Here is a 20,393-nt window from a genome sequence, read left to right as displayed (position 1 = left end):
ACCATGCAGCAACACGTTCAAAGCTATTACGCCGCCTCGCGCAACCGGCATGACGAATACCCGGTGCTCAGCGACGCGGTCGAGACCGATGTGTGCATCATCGGCGCCGGCTACACCGGACTGTCCACCGCGCTGTTCCTGCTCGAACACGGCTTTTCCGTGACCGTGCTGGAAGCCGCCAAGGTCGGCTTCGGTGCCTCCGGGCGCAACGGCGGGCAGATCGTCAACAGCTACAGCCGCGACATCGATGTCATCGAGAAGACCGTCGACCCGCACAATGCGCGGCTGATGGGCGAGATGGCCTTCGAAGGCGGGCGCATCATCCGTGAGCGGGTGGCCAAATACGGCATCCAGTGCGACCTGAAGGACGGCGGCGTGTTCGCCGCGCTCAACGCCAAGCAGATGGGCCACCTGGAGGCGCAGCAGAAACTCTGGCAGCGCTTCGGCCATGACCAGTTGCAACTGCTCGATGAGCAGGGCATCCGCGAGGTGGTCGACAGCGACCGCTACATCGGCGGCATGCTGGACATGAGCGGCGGGCACATCCACCCGCTGAACCTGGCGCTGGGCGAGGCCGCTGCGGTGGCCAGCCTGGGCGGGCGCATTCATGAGCAGAGCCCGGCCACGCGCATCGACCGCGGTCCCAACCCGGTGGTGCATACACCGCTGGGTCAGGTACGAGCCAAGTTCGTCGTGGTGGCGGGCAACGCCTACCTGGGCAACCTGGTGCCGGAGCTGGCCGCCAAGTCCATGCCCTGCGGCACTCAGGTGATCACCACCGAACCCCTGGGTGATGAACTGGCGCGCAGCCTGCTGCCCCAGGACTACTGCGTCGAGGACTGCAACTACCTGCTCGACTACTACCGCCTGACCGCCGACAAGCGCCTGATCTTCGGAGGCGGCGTGGTGTACGGCGCCCGCGACCCGGCGGACATCGAAGCGATCATCCGGCCCAAGCTGCTCAAGGTGTTCCCGCAGCTGCAAAACGTGAAGATCGACTACACCTGGACCGGCAACTTCCTGCTGACCCTGTCGCGCCTGCCGCAGGTCGGACGCCTGGGCGACAACATCTATTACTCCCAGGGCTGCAGTGGCCATGGCGTGACCTACACGCACCTGGCCGGCAAGGTGCTGGCCGAGGCCCTGCGTGGCCAGGCCGAGCGCTTCGACGCCTTCGCTGGCCTGCCGCACTACCCGTTCCCGGGCGGGCGGTTGTTCCGCGTGCCGTTCACGGCGCTGGGCGCCTCGTACTACCAGCTGCGTGATCGCCTGGGCGTGTGAGGCATCCCCCTCCCGGTAGGCGCGGCTTCAGCCGCGCAGGGAGGGGCAACCGCTTTCCCGGCTCAAGCCGGTCCCACAGGTATTCATTCGAATTTCGATGAGAGGTTCCACCATGTCTCGTCTTCCCCTGATCGGCGTCACCGCATGCCGGCAGATGCTGGGCAAATACTCGTCCCACACGGTGGGCGACAAATATGTCGAGGCCGCCGCACATGCCGGCGTGCCGGTGGTGTTGCCGGCGCTGTCGACGCCCAGCGACCCGCGCCAGCTGTTGCAATCGCTCGACGGCATCCTGTTCACCGGCTCGCCGTCCAACGTCGAGCCCTACCATTACCAGGGTGCCGCCAGTGTCGAGGGCACCCAGCACGACCCCGACCGTGATCGCCTGACTCTGCCGCTGCTGCGCGCGGCCATCGATCAGGGCGTACCGGTGTTGTGCATCTGCCGCGGCTTCCAGGAACTCAACGTGAGCCTCGGCGGCACCCTGCACCAGCGCGTGCAGGACCTGCCCGGTTACCTCGACCACCGCGAGCCGAAGACCGAGTCGCTGGCCGAGCAGTACGCGCCGGTGCATGGCGTGAAGGTGCAGGACGGCGGTGTCCTGCACAGTCTGGGCCTGGACACCGAGTTCCAGGTCAACTCGCTGCACAGCCAGGGCATAGACCGCCTGGCGCCTGGCCTGCGTGCCGAAGCACTGGCGCCGGACGGCCTGATCGAGGCGGTATCGCTGCCGGGCGCGCGCGGTTTCGTGCTGGGCGTGCAATGGCACCCCGAATGGCGCTTCGCCGAAAACCCGGTGTCGCTGCGCCTGTTCGACGCCTTCCGCGACGCCTGCCAGGCGTACGCCAAGGCACGCCAGAGCGCGTAGATCGGTAGGCCTGGTTTCAGCCGCGAAGGGCAAGCCCGGCTGAAGCCAATGCAGTTCAGTCAGTCGTGATGGGGCTCGGTGGGAGCGGCTTTAGCCGCGAAAGCGCGAGGAAATCACTGCATCTGTTGTGAACATGCGGTCGCTTCGCGGCTGAAGCCGCTGCTACCCGGCCTAACTGACCCGTATTGCGGCTGAAGCCGGTCCCATCCGGCGCGCCGGCCACCGCGCCAGGCCTCAGCCTCGTCCATCAGCCATAACTCCAAGAAAACGGCGGACCCTGAATGAGTCAACACAGCGAAACGCGTGCGCGCACCAGTTCCAAGGGGCTGGCCAGCGGCAGCCTGGGCCTGCTGGCCTGCGTGGTACTGGGCATCTCCACCATCGCCCCGGTGTACACCCTCACCGGCGCCCTCGGCCCCACGGTCCGTGAGGTCGGCGCGCACCTGCCGGCGATCTTCCTGGTCGGTTTCATTCCCATGTTGCTGGTCGCCCTGGGCTACCGTGAACTCAACGCCGCCGACCCGGACAGCGGCACCTCCTTCACCTGGTCGGCACGGGCCTTCGGGCCGATGATGGGCTGGATCGGTGGCTGGGGGCTGGTGGCCGCGACCACCATCGTGTTGTCCAACCTGGCCGGGGTGGCGGTGGACTTCTTCTATTTGTTCCTCGGCCAGCTCAGCGGCCGGGAAGACATCATCGCCCTCAGCGACAAGGTCTGGGTCAACATCCTCACCTGCTGCGTGTTCATCGGCATTGCCGTGTGGATCTGCTGCCGTGGCATCGGCACCACCATGGGCGTGCAGTACGTGCTGGTGGCCCTGCAACTGTTCGTGCTGCTGGGCTTCTGCATCGCCGCCTTCGGCGATGCACCGCAGGGGCCGGCGCTGGCGTTCGACAGCAACTGGTTCAACCCCTGGAGCATCGGCTCGTTTTCGTCGTTCGCCGCCGGGCTGTCGCTGTCGATCTTCATTTTCTGGGGCTGGGACGTGTGCCTCACGGTCAGCGAAGAGTCGGTCAGCAGCCACGCCGTGCCCGGTCGCGCAGCAGCGCTCACCGTCCTGCTGATCCTCGGCCTGTACCTGGTAACCGCCATCGCCACGCTGCGCTTCGCCGGCGTGGCCGAAGACGGTCTGGGGCTGGGCAACCCGACCATTCAGGAGAACGTCTTCGCCCACCTGGCCGGGCCGGTGATGGGGCCACTGGCGATCCTGATGTCCATCGCCGTGCTGGCCAGCACCGCCGCCTCGCTGCAGTCGACCTTCATTTCCCCGGCGCGCACGCTGTTCGCCATGGGTTACTACCAGGCCCTGCCCAAGCGCTTCGCGAGTATCTGCCCACGCTCGCTGGCACCGCGTTTCGCCACCCTGTGCGCTGGCGGCGGTGCGGCGCTGTTCTACGTGAGCATGCGCCTGCTCAGCGAGAACGTGCTGGCCGACACCATCACCGCGCTGGGCATGATGATCTGCTTCTACTATTCGCTGACCGCCTTCGCCTGTGTGTGGTTCTTCCGCCACAGCCTGTTCGACAGCCTGCGTCACCTGTTGCTGCGCGGCCTGTGCCCGCTGCTCGGCGGTGCGGCGCTGGCAGTGATCTTCGTGCAGACCGCCATCGACAGTGCCTCGCCGGCGTTCGGCAGCGGCTCGCACATTGGCGGCCTGGGCCTGGTGTTCATCATCGCCATGGTCATCCTGCTGCTGGGCGTGGCGCTGATGGTGCTGTTCCGCTGGCTGACCCCGGCGTACTTCGCCGGCCACACCTTGCAGCGTCAGGCCCCGCAAGCGCTGTCGGCCGGAGTGTGAGCGATGCGTGACGAACGCGCCGTGTTGCGCCTGTCGATCCTGGTCACCGTCGTGGTGGCCGGCTTCGGGATCGTCTTTGGGCTGTTGTCGGGCTCGTTCTCCATCGTCTTCGACGGCGTGTATTCGCTGGCCGATGCGAGCATGAGCGTGCTGGCACTGATCGTCGCCACGCTGATTCGCCGCCATACCGCCGAAGGCGAGGCCAGCCGGCGTCTGGCCGAGCGTTTCAACATGGGCTTCTGGCACCTGGAGCCAATGGTGCTGGGCATCAACGGCACGCTGCTGTGCGGGGTGTCGCTGTATGCGCTGATCAACGCCATCGGCAGCCTGCTCAGCGGCGGTCGGCACCTGGAGTTCGGCTTCGCCATCGTCTATGCCGTGCTCACCAGCCTGGCCTGCTTTGGTCTGGCGGCCCTGGAGTTTCGCGCCAACCGGCAGATCCGCTCGGACTTCGTGGCGCTGGACGCCAAGGCCTGGGTCATGTCCGGCAGCATCTCCCTGGCGTTGCTGATCGCCTTCATGCTTGGCGCGCTGCTGGAGCGCACCGAGCAGGCCTGGCTGGGCCCCTACATCGACCCGGCGGTGCTGGCGGTCATCTGCCTGATCATCATCCCCATGCCGATACGCACCATCCGCCAGGCGCTGTCGGACGTGCTGATGGTCACGCCACCGGCGCTCAAGCAGCAGGTCGACTCGGTCGCCGCCCAGGTGGTCGAGCGGCACGGCTTCATCACCTGGCAGGCCTACGTGGCCAAGGTCGGCCGGGCGCGGCAGATCGAGCTGTACTTCATCGTGCCCGCCGACTGGCCGGCCTGGACCCTGGCGCAGTGGGATGCGGTGCGTGACGAAGTGGGCGAGGCCATCGGCGGGGAAGGGCCGAACCGCTGGCTGACCATCGCCTTCACCACCGACCCGCAATGGACCCGTTGAGCGCGGGTGACGAGGGTCAGGCCTGCTCGGCCAGCACCTTGCGGCAATGCACCATGGCATCGCGGATCATGAAGTTGACCAGGGTCGGCGAGACACCCAGTTCCTTGGCGATGTCTTTCTGCGCGACGCCGTGCAGGCGATAGCTCTCGAAGGCGTAGCGCGTGCGCGGGGGCAGCTGGTTGAGCGCAGCATCGATGATCATCAGGGTTTCATGATCGAGGTTCTGGCTTTCGGGGGTGGCACCCTGAATGGCGACGTTCAACCCTTCCTCCTCGCTGCCGGAGTACTTCTGCTCCATGGCCTGCTTGCGGTAGTGGTCGATGGCCAGGTTGCGCACGATACGGAACACGTAACTGATGTGCGCCTTGAGGGGCAGGGTCATGCGCGGCGTCTTGGACAGTCTCAGGAAGGCGTCCTGTACCACGTCTTCGGCCCGGCTGTGACAGCCGGTGATACGTGCTGCGGTCTTGACCAGGGTATTACGGTTATCCAGTAGAGCTTCCAGGAGTGTCGGCGTCGAACGCTGGTCATTGTGCTGTACGGATCCATATTCCTGCATGATTCTGCCTATGCGACGAAGGTTGTGAAAAGTCGATTTCCCTGGGGCGCAGCACAAGTTAGAGGCCGTTACTGAATGTGTCAAATGATAATCATTATTTTTTATACCTGCGATAGATTGTCATTAAGGTAGCGGCATGACGCCATCATCGAGGGCGTCAAGCTAATTTTTTTTCATCGCCACCCGTCTCCCGATCTATGTGAACGCGGCGCTCTACGACGCAGCGTCAGGCCCCATGCATGGATTGAGGACAGGTACAGCGATGGCAAATTTCTTCGAGCGCCCGGCATCTCTCGCGCACGCACTGATGCGTCAGGCGGCGTCGCATGGCGACCAGCCGGCCCTGCGCTTTCTCGACGCTCGGCACGAGGCGGGGCAGGTTCTGAGTTGGCGCGAACTCGATGCCCGGGCGCAGATCATCGCCACGGCCCTGATGCAGCGTTGCCGGCCCGGCGACCGTGCCCTGCTGTTGCTGACCAGCGGCCCCGAGTATGTCGCCGCGTTCTTCGCCTGCCTGTACAGCGGGGTGATTGCCGTGCCGGCCTATCCGCCGGAGTCGACCCGTTCGCAACACCTTCAGCGTCTGCTGGCGATCATCGACGATGCCCAGCCCAGCCTGATTCTCACCACCGCGCAGGTGCTGCCGGGCTTGCAGGACAGCGACGCTCGGCACACGCCGATGCTGGCGGTCGACGCCCTGGTCGGTGACTGCCAAGGGCCTTGGACGGCCCATGCACCGGCAGCCGACGATATCGCTTTTCTGCAGTACACCTCCGGCTCGACTTCGACCCCCAAGGGCGTGCAGGTCAGCAACGCCAACCTGGAGGCCAACGCCTGGCTGATCCGCCAGGGCTATGGCATCGGTGCCGACGACGTGATCGTCAGCTGGCTGCCGCTGTACCACGACATGGGGCTGATCGGCGGCCTGCTGCAAGGCATCTACAGCGGTGTCCAGGTGGTGCTGATGTCACCGCAGCATTTCCTCGAACGCCCGGTGCGCTGGCTGGAGGCGATCAGCCGCTTCGGCGGCACCATCAGCGGTGGCCCGGACTTCGCCTACCGGCTGTGCTGCGAGCGCATCCACGACAATAAGCTGGCCGACCTCGACCTGCAGCACTGGCGGGTGGCGTTTTCCGGCTCCGAGCCGATTCGCCAGGACAGCCTGCAGGCCTTCGCCGAGCGCTTCGCCGGCTGTGGTTTCCAGGCCGGCAGCTACCTGGCCAGCTACGGCCTGGCCGAAGCGACGCTGTTCGTCACCGGCAGCCGGCCGGGGCAGGGCATCGACATCCTGCACCTGGACGCCGACGCGCTGGGTCGCCACCAGGCACAGCCAGGGCAGGGCGCGATCCTGGCCAGTTGCGGCTGGCCGCAAGCGCAGCACCCGTTGCTGATCCTCGACCCGGACAGCGCTCAGGCGTTGGACGAGGGGCAGGTTGGCGAGATCTGCTGCGGCGGGCCGAGCATTGCCCAAGGCTACTGGCGCAACCCCGCGGCCACCGCCAAGGCTTTCTTCGAGCGCGACGGCGAACGCTGGCTGCGCACCGGCGACCTGGGCTTCATGCAGGACGGCCAGTTGTATGTCAGCGGGCGCATCAAGGACATGCTGATCATCCGTGGCCAGAATCTTTATCCACAGGACATCGAACGCACCGTCGAGACCCGCGTGGAGGCGGTGCGCAAAGGCCGGGTCTCGGTGTTCCCGGTGCTGCATCAGGGCGTGGAGTCGTTCGGTGTGGCCGCCGAGGTGGGACGGCGGGCGCAGCACCAGCAGCCGCTGGAGCAACTGATCGCGCAGATCCGCGACGCGGTGGCCGACGTGCATCGCGAGGCACCCGCGTGGGTGGCACTGCTCGACCCCGGCAGCCTGCCCAAGACCTCCAGCGGCAAACTGCAGCGTTCCGCCTGTGCCGCGCAGCTGGCCGACGGCAGCCTGGCAGCGGTGTGCCTGTGGCGCCAGGGCGAGCACCTGGCCCCTGCGCCGGCTGCGCTGGCCGCGAGCCTGGCGCAACGCATCGAACGGCTGTGGTGCGCCTGCCTGAAGACCGAAACCCTGGCCGCCGAGGCCCATTTCTTCGGCCTGGGTGGCAACTCGATCCAGGCCATCCAGATGATCGCCGAGCTGCGCGATGAGCTGGGCCTGGATGTGCAACTGCGCACCCTCTACGAAGCGCCGACCCTGGCGCAGTTCATCGCGGCGGTCGAAGGCCGCGCCGCTGCGTCCGGCGCCATTGCGCGCCTGCCACGCAGCGGCCTGCTGGCGCAGTCGGTCGCGCAGAGCCGCCTGTGGTTCCTCTGGCAATTGCAGCCCGACAGCGTCGCCTACAACATTCCCGGTGGCCTGCGCCTGCGTGGCGAACTGGACGAAGCGGCCCTGCAGCGTGCCTTCGACACGCTTGTGCAGCGCCATGAAGCCTTGCGCACACGCTTCCTGGAACAGGACGGCGTGGCACTGCAACGCATCCTCGACCACGCGCCGGTCCAGGTGCAGCGTGATGACCTCGGTGAATACCCCGAAGCCGAGCGCGAATCGCGTGCCCGGCAGCTCCAGGAAGACGAGGCGCGCAGCGTTTTCGACTTGCAACGGGGCCCGCTGCTGCGCATCCGCCTGGTACGTCTCGACGAAGACGACCACCTGTTGCTGGTGACCCTGCAGCACATCGTGGCCGACGGCTGGTCGCTGGGCATCCTGCTCGACGAATTCGCCCGCCTGTATGCCGCCTACAGCCAGGGCCAGGATCTGACCCTGGCGCCGCTGGGAGTGGGGTATGCCGATTACGCCGCCTGGCAACGCGAACAGCTCGATGCCACCGAACAGCAGCGCCAGCTCGACTATTGGCGCAACACCCTGGAGGGTGAGCGCGAAGCGCTGGCACTGCCGCTCGACCGTCCACGCAGCGCAGCGGCTTCGGCCGCGCAGCGCTTGAGCCTGCGCCTGGACAAAACCCTGTGCGAGCGCCTGCAGGCGCTGGCGCGCAGTGCCCAGACCAGCAGTTTCAGCCTGTTGCTGGCGGCCTTCCAGAGCCTGCTGCAACGCTACACCGGGCAGGCGGACATCCGCGTCGGCGTGCCCAATGCCAACCGCCCCTTGCTGGAAACCCAGGGGCTGATCGGTTTCTTCATCAACACCCAGGTGTTGCGCACTCGCATCGACTCACGGGAAAGCTTCCTCAGCCTGCTGGCGCGGGTCAGTGCCAGCGTGCAGGCGGCGCAGCTGCACCAGGCCATCGATTACCAACAGGTCAGTGCCGCGCTGGGTGATGCCGCCGCCTTCGAGGTGATGTTCAACCACCAGCAGCGCAATACCGAGGCCCTCAAGCGCCTGCCCGGCCTGCTTGCCGAAGAGCTGCCGTGGCACAGCCGCGAGGCCAAGTGCGACCTGCAACTGCACAGCGAAGAAGACGCCCAGGGGCGTATCCGCCTGTCGTTCGATTACGCCGTGGCGCTGTTCGATGCGGCCACCGTGCAGCGCCTGGCCGGGCACTTCGTCAGCCTTTTGCAGCAGGTGTGTGCGCAGCCGCAGCAGGCGCTGGGTGATCTGCCGTTGCTGAGCGCTACCGAGCTTGATGCTGTGCAGAGCTGGGGGCGCAACCCGCAGGCACAACCGCAGTGGATGCTTGCCCAGCGCCTGGCCGAACAGGCCGCGAGCGCCGCGCCGCGCACCGCGTTGGTGGCCGGCGAGCGTTCGCTGAGCTATGCCGAGCTGGATCGCCAGGCCAATCACCTGGCGCTGCGTTTGCACGCCCAAGGCGTGGCGCCGGAGGTGCGCGTCGGCGTATTGGCCGAGCGCTCCCTGGAACTGATGGTTGCCGCGCTGGCCATCGTCAAGGCCGGCGGCGTGTACCTGCCGCTGGACCCGGATTACCCACGCGAGCGCCTCCAGCACATGCTCGCCGACAGCCAGGCCAGCCTGCTGTTGGGGCAGGCGGCACTGCTCGACGCCTTCGAACTGCCCGCAGGCCTCGCCACCCTGGCCCTCGACGGGGTCGCCCACGGGCCGGGTGCCGAGGCGCCGCCGACGGTCAGCGTGCATCCGCACAACCTCGCCTACATCATCTACACCTCCGGCTCCACCGGCCGGCCCAAGGCGGTGGGCAACAGCTATGGCGCGCTGGTCGAACGCCTGGCCTGGATGCAGGCCGAGTACCAGGTGGGGCCCGATGACGTATTCCTGCAAAAGGCCCCGCTGAGCTTCGACGTGTCGCTGTGGGAGTGCTTCCTGCCCCTGGTCAGCGGTGCCCGCCTGGTGCTGGCCGGCGACGGCGAACACCGTGACCCGCGCTGCCTGGTGCAGCGCGTGCGCGAGCACGGCGTGACCCTGCTGCATTTCGTGCCGCCGCTGCTACAACTGTTTGCCGATGAAGACGGCTTCAGCCAGTGCACCAGCCTGCGCCATCTGTTCTCCGGCGGGGAAGCGCTGCCGGTCGAGCTGTGTCGGCGCATCCAGGCGCGCCTGCCGTCGGTGACCCTGCACAACCGCTACGGGCCGACCGAAACCGCGATCAACGTCACTCATTGGCGCTGTGGCGAAGAAGCCGGCGTGCGTGTGCCGATCGGTCGCCCCCTGAGCAATGTGCTCACCGAGATCCGCGACAGCGACTGGGCGCTGGCTCCTGCAGGTGCGCGTGGCGAACTGCTGTTGGGCGGCAATGGCCTGGCGCGTGGCTATCTGGGCCAGCCGGCGCTGACCGCCAGCCGCTTCCTGCCCGGTGAAGGCGGCACGCGGCTGTACCGCAGCGGCGACCTGGCGCGCTGGCGCCAGGACGGTGCGCTGGAATACTTGGGGCGGCTGGATGAACAGGTGAAATTGCGCGGCGTGCGCATCGAGCTGGACGAGATTCGCCAGGCCATTCTGCAGCAGCCCGGCGTGCGCCAGGCCCTGGTGCTGCTCGGTGAAGGCCGCGAGGGTGGGCAACTGCTCGCCTATCTGGTGGCTGATGGCGCCGAGGCGCCGCAGGCGCTGGCCGAACGTATTCGCGAGGCGCTGCGCCTGTGCCTGCCGGAGCCGATGATTCCGGCGCATGTGCTGCGTCTCGAGGCCTTCCCGCTGACCCCGGCCGGCAAGCTCGACCGCCGTGCCCTGCCGCCACCGCAGGCGGCGCAGCGCGACTACCGCGCCCCACGCAATGCCGTGGAGCAGACCCTGGCGGCGATCTGGGGCGAGGTCCTCGGCGTGCCGCAGGTCGGCCTGGACGATGATTTCTTCGAACTTGGCGGCCACTCGCTGCTGGCCACGCGCATCGTCTCGCGAGCGCGCCAGGCCCTGGGCGTCGAGCTGCCGCTGCGCAGCCTGTTCGAGTCGCGCAGCCTGGAGGCGTTCGCCACCTGGGTCGCCCGCGCCCAGGCCGAAGGTCGGGTCGACAGCCAGGGCGCGATTGCTCGGGTCGACCGCAGCCAGCGTGTGCCGCTGTCGTATTCGCAGCAGCGCATGTGGTTCCTCTGGCAGATGGACCCGAGCAGCCCGGCCTACAACGTCGGCGGCATGGCCCGCCTGCGCGGCGCGCTGAATGTAGAGGCGTTCGAACAGGCCCTGCAGGCGCTGATTCAACGCCATGAGAGCCTGCGCACCACCTTCCCCAGCGAGGGCGGCAAGCCCTGGCAGCGCGTTGCGGCCACCTCGCAGGTGCCGATGCAGCACCTGGACATTGCCGCGCAGCCGCCCGGCGAGCGCCAGGCGCAGATCGAGCGCCTGGCCGACCAGCAGGCCCATGCACCGTTCGACCTGGAAAGCGGCCCGCTGCTGCGCGTGTGCCTGGTGCGCAGTGGCGAGCAGGAGCATCACCTGCTGATCACCCTGCACCACATCGTCACCGAGGGCTGGGCCATGGACATCTTCGCCCGCGAGCTGTCGGCGCTGTACGCCGACTTCGTCGCCGAACGCGAAGCCTCCCTGGCGCCGCTGCCGGTGCAGTACCTCGACTACAGCGCCTGGCATCGCCAGTGGCTGGAGGGCGGCGAGATGCAGCGCCAGCTCGACTACTGGAAGGCCCAGCTGGGTGGCGAACAGCCGTTGCTGACCCTGCCCAGCGACCGGCCACGCCCGGCGCTGCAGAGCCATCGCGGCGAACTGCACCGCTTCGACCTCGACGCGCCCCTGGCCGAGCAGGTGAGCCGCTTCAACCGCGAGCGCGGCCTGACCCTGTTCATGACCATGACCGCCGCGCTGGCCACCTTGCTGTACCGCTACGGTGGCCAGCACGACCTGCGCATCGGCGTGCCGCTGGCCAACCGTATTCGCCCGGAAAGCGAAGGGCTGATCGGTGCCTTCCTCAATACCCAGGTGCTGCGTATCCAGCCGCATGGGCAGATGCGGGTCAGCGAACTGCTCGAACAGGTTCGCCAGGTGGCCATCGACGGCCAGTCGCACCAGGACATTCCCTTCGACCAACTGGTCGAGGCCTTGCAGCCGCAGCGCAGTGCCGCGTTCAACCCGCTGTTCCAGGTGATGTGCAACGTGCAGCGCTGGGAGTTCCAGCAGCAGCGCGAGCTGGCCGGTGGCGTGCAGGTGGATTACCTGGTCAACGATGCCCGGGCGACCAAGTTCGACCTCAACCTGGAGGTCACCGACTTCGACGCCCAGCTGCGCTGCTGCCTGACCTACAGCACCGACCTGTTCGATGCCCGGCGCATCGAAGCCATGGCCGGGCACTGGCAGCAACTGCTGCGCGGCATGCTCGCCGACCCGGATTGCCGCCTGAGCGAACTGCCGCTGCTCGGCCAGGCCGAATGCCAGCGCCTGCTGGACAGCGGTCGTGGAGCGCTGGCCGACACCGCGCCGCGCAGCGTGCAGGCGCTGTTCCAGGCCCAGGCCCAGGCGACGCCGCAGGGCCGGGCGGTGACCTGTGCCGGCCAGTCGCTGACCTATGCCGAACTCAACGCCCGCGCCAACCGCCTGGCCCACCGCCTGATCGAGCTGGGCGTCGGCCCTGAAGTACGCGTCGGCCTGGCCCTGCGTCGTTCGCTGGACCTGGTGGTCGGCCTGCTGGCGGTGCTCAAGGCCGGCGGTGCCTACGTTCCGCTGGACCCGGAATACCCGCAGCAGCGCCTGCGCTACATGGTCGAAGACAGCGGCATTCAGGTGCTGCTCGGCCACGACGCGCTGTTTGCGCAACTGGCCCCTCTACCGGCGGCTGTGCAGGCCTGGAGCCTGGAGCAGGACGGCCCGGCACTGGGCGCATATCCGAGCGTCGACCCTGCCGAGCGCAGCCAGCCCGAGCACCTGGCCTATGTCATCTACACCTCGGGTTCCACCGGCCTGCCCAAGGGCGTGGCGGTAAGCCAGGGGCCGCTGGCCATGCACCTGCAGGCGGTCGGTGAGCTGTTCGGCAGCACCCCGGCAGACTGTGAGCTGCACTTCTATTCGATCAACTTCGACGCGGCCAGCGAGCGCCTGTTGGTGCCGCTGCTGTTCGGTGCCGAAGTGGTGCTGCGCGAGCAGGGGCAGTGGGATGCCGAGTCGGTGTGCGGGCTGATCCGCGCCCACGGCATCAACGTGCTGGGTTTCACCCCCAGCTACGGCGGGCAACTGGCGCAGTGGCTGCGCAGCCAGGGCGAACAGCTGCCGGTGCGGCTGATCATCACCGGTGGCGAGGCGCTGACGGCTGAACATCTGCACACGCTGCGCGAAAGCTTCACCCCGCAGACGGTGTTCAACGCCTACGGGCCGACCGAAACCGTGGTGATGCCCACGGCCTGCGCTGCCCCGCAGGTGCTGCCGGTGGGGCTGGGCAGTGTGCCGATCGGCCGGGTGGTCGGCAGCCGTCGCCTGTACGTGCTGGATGCCGACCTGGCGCTGTTGCCGGCCGGTACGCCGGGTGAGTTGTACATCGGCGGCCAGGGCCTGGCGCGTGGCTACCTGGAGCGCGCCGGGCTGAGCGCCGAGCGTTTCGTCGCCGATCCGTTCGCCGCCGACGGCGGGCGCATGTACCGCACCGGCGACCTGGTGCGCCAGGGCCACGACGGCCAACTGGAATACCTGGGGCGTATCGACCAGCAGGTCAAGGTGCGCGGCTTCCGCATCGAACTGGGCGAAATCGAGGCCTGCCTGCTGGCCCATGAACAGGTGCGCGAAGCGGCGGTGCTGGCCGTCGACGGGCCGTCGGGCAAGCAACTGGTCGGCTATCTGTTGGCCGAGGCGGGCACAGAGGGCGGTCTGCTGGTAGAACAGCTCAAGGCGCAATTGCAGTCGGCATTGCCCGAGCACATGGTGCCCGCGCACCTGATGCTGCTCGACGCCTTGCCGCTGACCGCCAATGGCAAGCTCGACCGCCGTGCGCTGCCGCAGCCGGACCTGAGTGCTGCGCAAAGCGCCTACCAGGCACCGCGCAATGGGCTGGAACAGCGTCTGGTCGAAGTCTGGCAGACAGTGCTGGGCGTGCCCCAGGTGGGCATCGACGACAACTTCTTTGCCCTGGGCGGCGACTCGATCCTGTCCATCCAGGTGGTCAGCCGTGCTCGCCAGGCCGGGGTGCATTTCAGTGCCAAGGACCTGTTCCTGCACCAGAGCGTACGCACCCTGGCCGCGGCCGCACGGCAGAGCGAGCGGCTGAGCATCGACCAGGGGCCGGTCGTGGGCGAGACGCCGCTGACGCCGATCCAGCACTGGTTCTTCGCCCAGCGCCACGCCCAGCCGCAGCACTGGAACCAGTCGCTGCTGCTGCAAACCAGCCACCCCGTGCAGGCGGCGTTGCTGGAGCAGGCGCTGCACGCGTTGGTGGCCCACCACGACGCGCTGCGCCTGCGCTTCGCTGCCGACGGCCGTGCGCAGTTCGTGCCGCACCCAGCGGGCCAGGAGCTGCTCTGGGTCGGTCAGGCCGACACGCCCGAGCAGCGTCAGGCGTGGTTCGAACAGGCGCAGCAGAGCCTCGACCTGCAACAGGGTCCGCTGTTGCGTGCGCTGCTGCTGCCCGGTACGCCCGAGCGACTGCTGATCGTCGTGCACCATCTGGCCGTCGACGGCGTGTCCTGGCGAGTGCTGCTGGAAGATCTGCAGACGCTCTACACCCATCTGGAAAACCGCCAGGCCGTGCGCTTGCCGGCCAAGACCAGTTCGCTGCGCGACTGGGCCACACGCCTGCAGGCCTATGCCGGCAGCGAGTCGCTGCGCGAGGAACTGCGCTGGTGGCAAGGCCGCCTGCAAGGGCCGTCGGGTGATCTGCCGCTCGATGGCTGCGACCAGACCAACCTGGAGCGTGATGCCCGGCGCGTCAGCCTGACCCTGGATGCGGCGACCACCCGCCAGCTGTTGCAGCAGGCGCCGCAAGCCTATCGGGCGCGCATCGACGACCTGCTGCTCACCGCCCTGGCGCGTACCCTGTGCGCCTGGACCGGGCAGGATTCGCTCCTGGTGCAACTGGAAGGCCATGGCCGTGAAGAGCTGTTCGACGACATCGACCTGAGCCGCACCGTGGGCTGGTTCACCAGCGCTTACCCGCTGCGCCTGCAACCGGCCAGCGAGCCGGGCGCCAGCCTCAAGGCCATCAAGGAGCAACTGCGCGAGGTGCCGCACAAGGGTCTGGGCCATGGCGTGCTGCGCTACCTGGCCGATGCCCCGACACGCCAGGCCATGGCGGCGCTGCCCGAGGCGCGCATCACCTTCAACTACCTGGGGCAGTTCGACCAGGGCTTCGCCGCAGACAGCCCATGGCGACCGCTGGACGAAGCCGGTGGTGCCCAGCACGCCCGCGATGCGGCGCTGCCGAACTGGCTCAGCGTCGATGGTCAGGTGTATGGCGGGCAGTTGACCCTGCACTGGACCTTCAGCGAGCGGCTGTTCCACCCCGAGACCATCGAACGCCTGGCGGCGGCTTACCAGGCCGAGCTGCAGGCGCTGATCGCCCATTGCCTGGCCCCCGAGGCCGGTGGCGTGACGCCCTCGGACTTCCCCCTGGCGCGTCTCGACCAGGCGCAACTGGATGCCTTGCCGCTGCCGTTCGCGGCCATCGACGACGTGTTCCCGCTGACCCCGATGCAGGAAGGCATGCTGCTGCACACCCTGCTCGAATCCGGCACCGGCATCTACTTCATGCAGGACCGCTACAGCATTGACAGCGAACTGGACGTGGCGCGCTTCGACCGTGCCTGGCGCCAGGTGGTGGCCCGCCACGAGGCGCTGCGTGCCTCGTTCGTGTGGAACACCGGCGAGCAGATGCTGCAGATCATCCACCGTGGCGACGGTGACGGCGTCGAATTCCTCGACTGGAGCGCGCTGCCGCAAGACGCGCATGAGGCGCGCCTGCAACAGCTGCTGGAAGACGAACGCCTGGCCGGCTTCGCGCTGCTGGAGCGACCACCGCTGCGCCTGCGCCTGATTTGCCTGGCCAGTGACCGGCACTGGTTCATCATGAGCAACCATCACATCCTCATCGATGCCTGGTGCCGCTCGATCATGATGGGCGATTTCCTGGCCCTCTATCAGGCCCTCGGCGAGGGCCGCGAAGCGGCTTTGCCAACGCCGCCGCGCTACCGCGAATTCATCGCCTGGCTGCACCACCAGGGCCTGGAACAGGCGCGTGCCTACTGGCGCCAGGCCCTGGCCGGCTTCGAGCGGCCGACGCTGATCCCCAGCGACCGGCCGATCCTCCACGACAACGGCGGCATGCAGGTCGGCGATTTATACAGCCGCCTGCTGCCCGAGCAGGGCGCGCGCCTGCGCGAGCTGGCGCAGCAGCACCAGCTGACCGTCAACACCTTCGCCCAGGCCGCCTGGGCCCTGGTCTTGCGCCGCTACAGCGGCGAGCGCGACGTGCTGTTTGGCGTCACGGTGGCGGGTCGCCCGGCCAGCCTGCCGCAGATGCAGCACTGCGTGGGCCTGTTCATCAACAGCGTGGCCCTGCGCGTGCCGATGCCAGCGGCCGGTGAGCGCCTGAGTGTGCGCCAGTGGCTGCAGCAGCTGTTCGAGCGCAACCTGGAGCTGCGCGAGCACGAGCACCTGCCGCTGGTGGCCATCCAGGAATGCAGCGAACTGCCCAAGGGCCAGCCGCTGTTCGACAGCTTGTTCGTGTTCGAGAACGCGCCAGTGGACGCCAGCGTGTTGCAGGGCGCCGCAGGGCTGAAGGCGCGCTCCGGTTCGGGGCGCACGCACACCAACTACCCGCTGACCGTGGTCTGCTACCCCGGCGATGACCTGGGGCTGCACCTGTCCTACGACCGGCGTTTCTTCGACGAGCCGACCGTGCAGCGCCTGCTGGGCGATTTCCAGCGGCTGCTGCTGGCCATCGCCGAGGCCTTCGAACAGGACTTCGCCAGCCTGGAACTGGTGGCCGCGCAGGAACGCGAGTGGCTGCTCGAACGCTGCAACCGCAGCGCCCGGGACTACCCGCTGCAGCAGGGCTACGTAGCGCTGTTCGAAGCCACGGTGGCCGCGCACCCGCAGCGCATCGCCGCGACCTGCCTGGGCGAGCACTGGCGCTATGCCGAGCTGGACGTGCGTGCCAACCGCCTGGCGCATGCCTTGCTCGCCGCCGGCGTGCAGCCGGACCAGCCGGTGGCCTTGCTCGCCGAGCGCAGCCTGGCGCTGCTGGGCATGATCCACGGCACCCTCAAGGCCGGTGCCGGCTACCTGCCGCTGGACCCGGCGCATCCGCCGCAGCGCCTGGCGCAGATCCTGGATAGCAGTGCCGCGCCGCTGCTGGTGTGCAACGCCGCCTGCCGCGAGCAGGCCCTGCAACTGCTCGAAGAGCTGGGCTGCGCCACTGCCCGGCCACGCCTGCTGGTCTGGGATGAGGTTCAGCAAGGCCAAGCACCTGAACGCGCACCGCGCATCGCGGTGAGCGGCCAGCACCTGGCCTACGTGATCTACACCTCCGGTTCCACTGGCGTGCCCAAGGGCGTGGCGGTGCACCAGGCCGGCATGCTCAACAACCAGTTGAGCAAGGTGCCTTACTTCGGTCTCAACGAGCATTCGGTGATCGCCCAGACCGCCTCGCAGAGCTTCGACATCTCGGTGTGGCAGTTCCTCGCTGCCGGGCTGTGCGGCGCACGGGTCGAGATCGTCCCCGACCTGATCGCCCACGACCCGGCCGCCTTGCTACGGCATGTTCGCGACACCGGCATCAGCGTGCTGGAAAGCGTACCGTCGCTGATCCAGGGCCTGCTGGCCGAGCCGCCGGCCGAACTCGAGGGTCTGCGCTGGCTGCTGCCCACCGGTGAAGCCATGCCGCCGGCCCTGGCCGCGCAGTGGTTGCAGCGTTATCCACAGATCACTCTGGTCAACGCCTACGGGCCGGCCGAGTGCTCCGACGACGTGGCGCTGTTCGCGGTGGATGCCGCTGCCGTGGTCGGCAGCTACCTGCCGATCGGTACGCCGACCGACAACAACCGCCTTTATGTGCTGGACGACGAACTGCAGCCGGTGGCGGCCCTGGCCCAGGGCGAGCTGTTCATCGCCGGCACCGGGGTCGGGCGCGGCTACCTCAACGACCCGCAGCGCACCGCCGCCAGCTACCTGCCCAACCCCTACGGGGCGCCGGGTGAGCGGCTGTACCGCAGCGGCGACCTGGCGAGGCGCCGCGACGACGGGGTGCTGGAGTACGTCGGCCGGGTCGATCACCAGGTGAAGATCCGTGGCTACCGCATCGAACTGGGCGAGATCGAAGCCCGCCTGCGCCAGTGGCCACAGGTGCGTGACGCGGCCGTGGCCGTGCAGAGCACCACCAGCGGCCAGTACCTGGTCGGCTACGTGGTGGCGCAGGCGGCGCAGCTGGACGTCGAGGCCATCAAGGCGCACCTCGCCCAGGGCCTTCCGGAGTACATGGTGCCGCGCCATTGGCAGGTGCTGGACAAGCTGCCGCTCAACCCCAATGGCAAGCTCGACCGCAAGGCCCTGCCGGCGCTGGACTTCAACGCCGGCCGCGACTACCAGGCGCCGGCCAGTGAACTGGAAGGCACCCTGGCGCGGATCTGGGGCGAGGTGCTGGGCGTGGATCAGGTCGGGGTCACCGACAACTTCTTCGACCTCGGCGGCCACTCGCTGCTGGCCACGCAGATCGCCTCGCGGGTACAGCAGACCCTGCAACGCAGCGTGCCGCTGCGGGCGATGTTCGAGTGCAGCACGGTGCGCGAGCTGGCGCAGTACATCGGAACACTCGACGGCGCGGCGCTCACCGAACAGAAAGTCAGCGCCCTCGACGACCTGATGGCGCAGCTGGAGGCGTTGTAGCAAAGGCGACGCGGTAGACGCTTTCGCGGCTGAAGCCACTACTGGGTAGGAGCGGCTTCAGCCGCGAAGCGACCGCCTGTTCACAGCAGATGCACTGAATTTCCTGGCGCTTTCGCGGCTAAAGCCGCTCCCACCGGGGCAGTATTGTGGCTAAAGGCCGGGTAGGAGCGGCTTCAGCCGCGAAGCAATCGCCTGTTCACAGCAGATGCACTGAATTTTCTGGCGCTTTCGTGGCTAAAGCCGCTCCCATCCTCTTCGTCTATTGCCCAGGACTCACGGCTTTTCATCTCATTCAGGAGCGCAACCATGAGCACAGCGTTTGCCGAAAGCCCGATCAAGGCCCAGGACGAAGACCAGCACTACCGCTTTGAAGACCATCCCATCCTGGCCCGGCAGAAGCAGCAGGAGTCCAATGCCCGCAGCTACCCGCGGCGCATTCCGCTGGCGCTCAAGCGGGCCCGTGGCATCCATGTCGAAGACGTCGAAGGCCGGGTGTTCATCGACTGCCTGGCCGGTGCCGGGACCCTGGCCCTGGGGCACAACCACCCGGTGGTCACCGACGCGATTCGCCAGGTGCTCGACGACGAACTGCCGCTGCACACCCTCGACCTCAGCACGCCGGTCAAGGACCGCTTCGTCCAGGACCTGTTCGCCGTGCTGCCGCCGGCCCTGTCGGCCAAGGCGCGCATCCAGTTCACCGGCCCCACCGGCACCGACGCGGTGGAAGCGGCGCTCAAGCTGGTGCGCATCGCCACCGGGCGCAGCACGGTGCTGGCCTTCCACGGCGGCTACCACGGCATGAGCCAGGGCGCTCTGAGCCTGATGGGCAACCTCAAGGCCAAGACGCCGCTGGGCGCGCTGCTCAGCCAGGCCGTGCAGTTCATGCCGTTCCCCTATGACTACCGCTGCCCGTTCGGCCTGGGCGGCGAGGCCGGTGTGCGGGCCAACCTGCATTACCTGGACAACCTGCTCAGCGACCCGGAAAGCGGTGTCCAGCCGCCAGCCGGGATCATCGTCGAAGTGGTGCAGGGCGAGGGCGGGGTGATTCCGGCGGCCAGCACCTGGCTGCAGGGCCTGCGCGAAATCACCGCGCGGCATCGCATTCCGCTGATCGTCGACGAGATCCAGACCGGCTTTGCCCGCACCGGCAAGCTGTTCGCCTTCGAGCATGCCGGCATCGTGCCGGACGTGGTGGTGATGTCCAAGGCCATCGGCGGCAGCCTGCCACTGGCGGTCATGGTCTATCAGGACTGGCTCGACACCTGGCAGCCCGGTGCGCATGCCGGCACCTTCCGTGGCAACCAGATGGCCATGGCCGCCGGCTCGGCGGTGATCCGCTACATCGAAGCGCACCATCTGGTCCAGCACGCTGCCGAGATGGGCCAGCGCCTGCGTTCGCATTTGCTGGCGCTGCAACAGCGCACCCCGCAACTGGGTGACGTGCGTGGCCTGGGCCTGATGCTCGGTGTGGAAGTGGTCGACCCGGCCGGCCAGCCGGACGTGCAGGGCCATGCCCCGCATGACGGTGCCCTGGCCAGCCGCATCCAGCGCGAATGCCTCAAGCGCGGGCTGATCCTCGAACTGGGTGGACGGCACAGCAGTGTGGTGCGCTTCCTGCCGCCGCTGATCATCACGGCCGAGCAGGTCGATCAGGTGGCGCGGATCTTCGCCAGGGCCGTAGAGTCGGCCATCGTCCAGCGCTAGGCATGCTTTCAGTCGCGCCGCAGTGGTTAATTTTTCCACCGGCCAATCGTTCATTCCTGCAGCGGCCTGGCCGCTGCCCACGACTTCAGCCTTATC

7 protein-coding genes are annotated in these 20,393 nt (G+C 67.8%); 6 read left to right on the top strand and 1 reads right to left on the bottom strand.

Annotated elements, in window-relative coordinates:
• Positions 1-3 precede the first annotated feature (3 nt).
• The 4 genes from RRX38_RS12240 to RRX38_RS12225 all read left to right on the top strand — a co-directional run bounded on the left by RRX38_RS12240 (position 4) and on the right by RRX38_RS12225 (position 4,878).
• The gene (locus RRX38_RS12240; protein ID WP_295473035.1) at positions 4-1,281 is read left to right on the top strand and encodes an NAD(P)/FAD-dependent oxidoreductase; all 1,278 of its coding nucleotides are present in this window, start codon (positions 4-6) and stop codon (positions 1,279-1,281) included.
• A 112-nt stretch (positions 1,282-1,393) separates the two neighbouring features.
• Positions 1,394-2,149, top strand: a complete 756-nt coding sequence (locus RRX38_RS12235) for a gamma-glutamyl-gamma-aminobutyrate hydrolase family protein (RefSeq protein WP_295473033.1) — start codon at positions 1,394-1,396, stop codon at positions 2,147-2,149.
• A 281-nt stretch (positions 2,150-2,430) separates the two neighbouring features.
• Positions 2,431-3,948, top strand: a complete 1,518-nt coding sequence (locus tag RRX38_RS12230; RefSeq protein ID WP_315959443.1) for an APC family permease — start codon at positions 2,431-2,433, stop codon at positions 3,946-3,948.
• A gap of 3 nt (positions 3,949-3,951) precedes the next feature.
• Entirely contained in the window at positions 3,952-4,878 is a 927-nt protein-coding gene (locus tag RRX38_RS12225; protein WP_315959442.1) for a cation diffusion facilitator family transporter, read from the top strand.
• 16 nt (positions 4,879-4,894) lie between these two features.
• On the opposite strand, the gene RRX38_RS12220 is transcribed toward RRX38_RS12225, so the two are convergent.
• A complete protein-coding gene (locus RRX38_RS12220; RefSeq protein ID WP_315959441.1) occupies positions 4,895-5,437 on the bottom strand; it encodes an RNA polymerase factor sigma-70 in 543 nt (180 codons plus the stop codon).
• Between the two features lie 262 nt (positions 5,438-5,699).
• On the opposite strand from RRX38_RS12220, the gene RRX38_RS12215 reads away from it, so the two are divergent.
• Positions 5,700-18,593, top strand: a complete 12,894-nt coding sequence (locus RRX38_RS12215; protein ID WP_315959440.1) for a non-ribosomal peptide synthase/polyketide synthase — start codon at positions 5,700-5,702, stop codon at positions 18,591-18,593.
• Positions 18,594-18,899: 306 nt separating this feature from the next.
• On the top strand, positions 18,900-20,297 hold the full coding sequence (locus RRX38_RS12210; protein WP_315959439.1) for an aspartate aminotransferase family protein: 1,398 nt from the start codon (positions 18,900-18,902) through the stop codon (positions 20,295-20,297).
• The last annotated feature ends 96 nt before the right edge of the window (positions 20,298-20,393 follow it).

It is taken from the genome of Pseudomonas sp. DTU_2021_1001937_2_SI_NGA_ILE_001 (assembly GCF_032463525.1).
GTDB lineage: Bacteria > Pseudomonadota > Gammaproteobacteria > Pseudomonadales > Pseudomonadaceae > Aquipseudomonas.
Note: the sequence above shows the minus strand (reverse complement) of the source record. Positions and strands in the feature narration are given on the sequence as shown.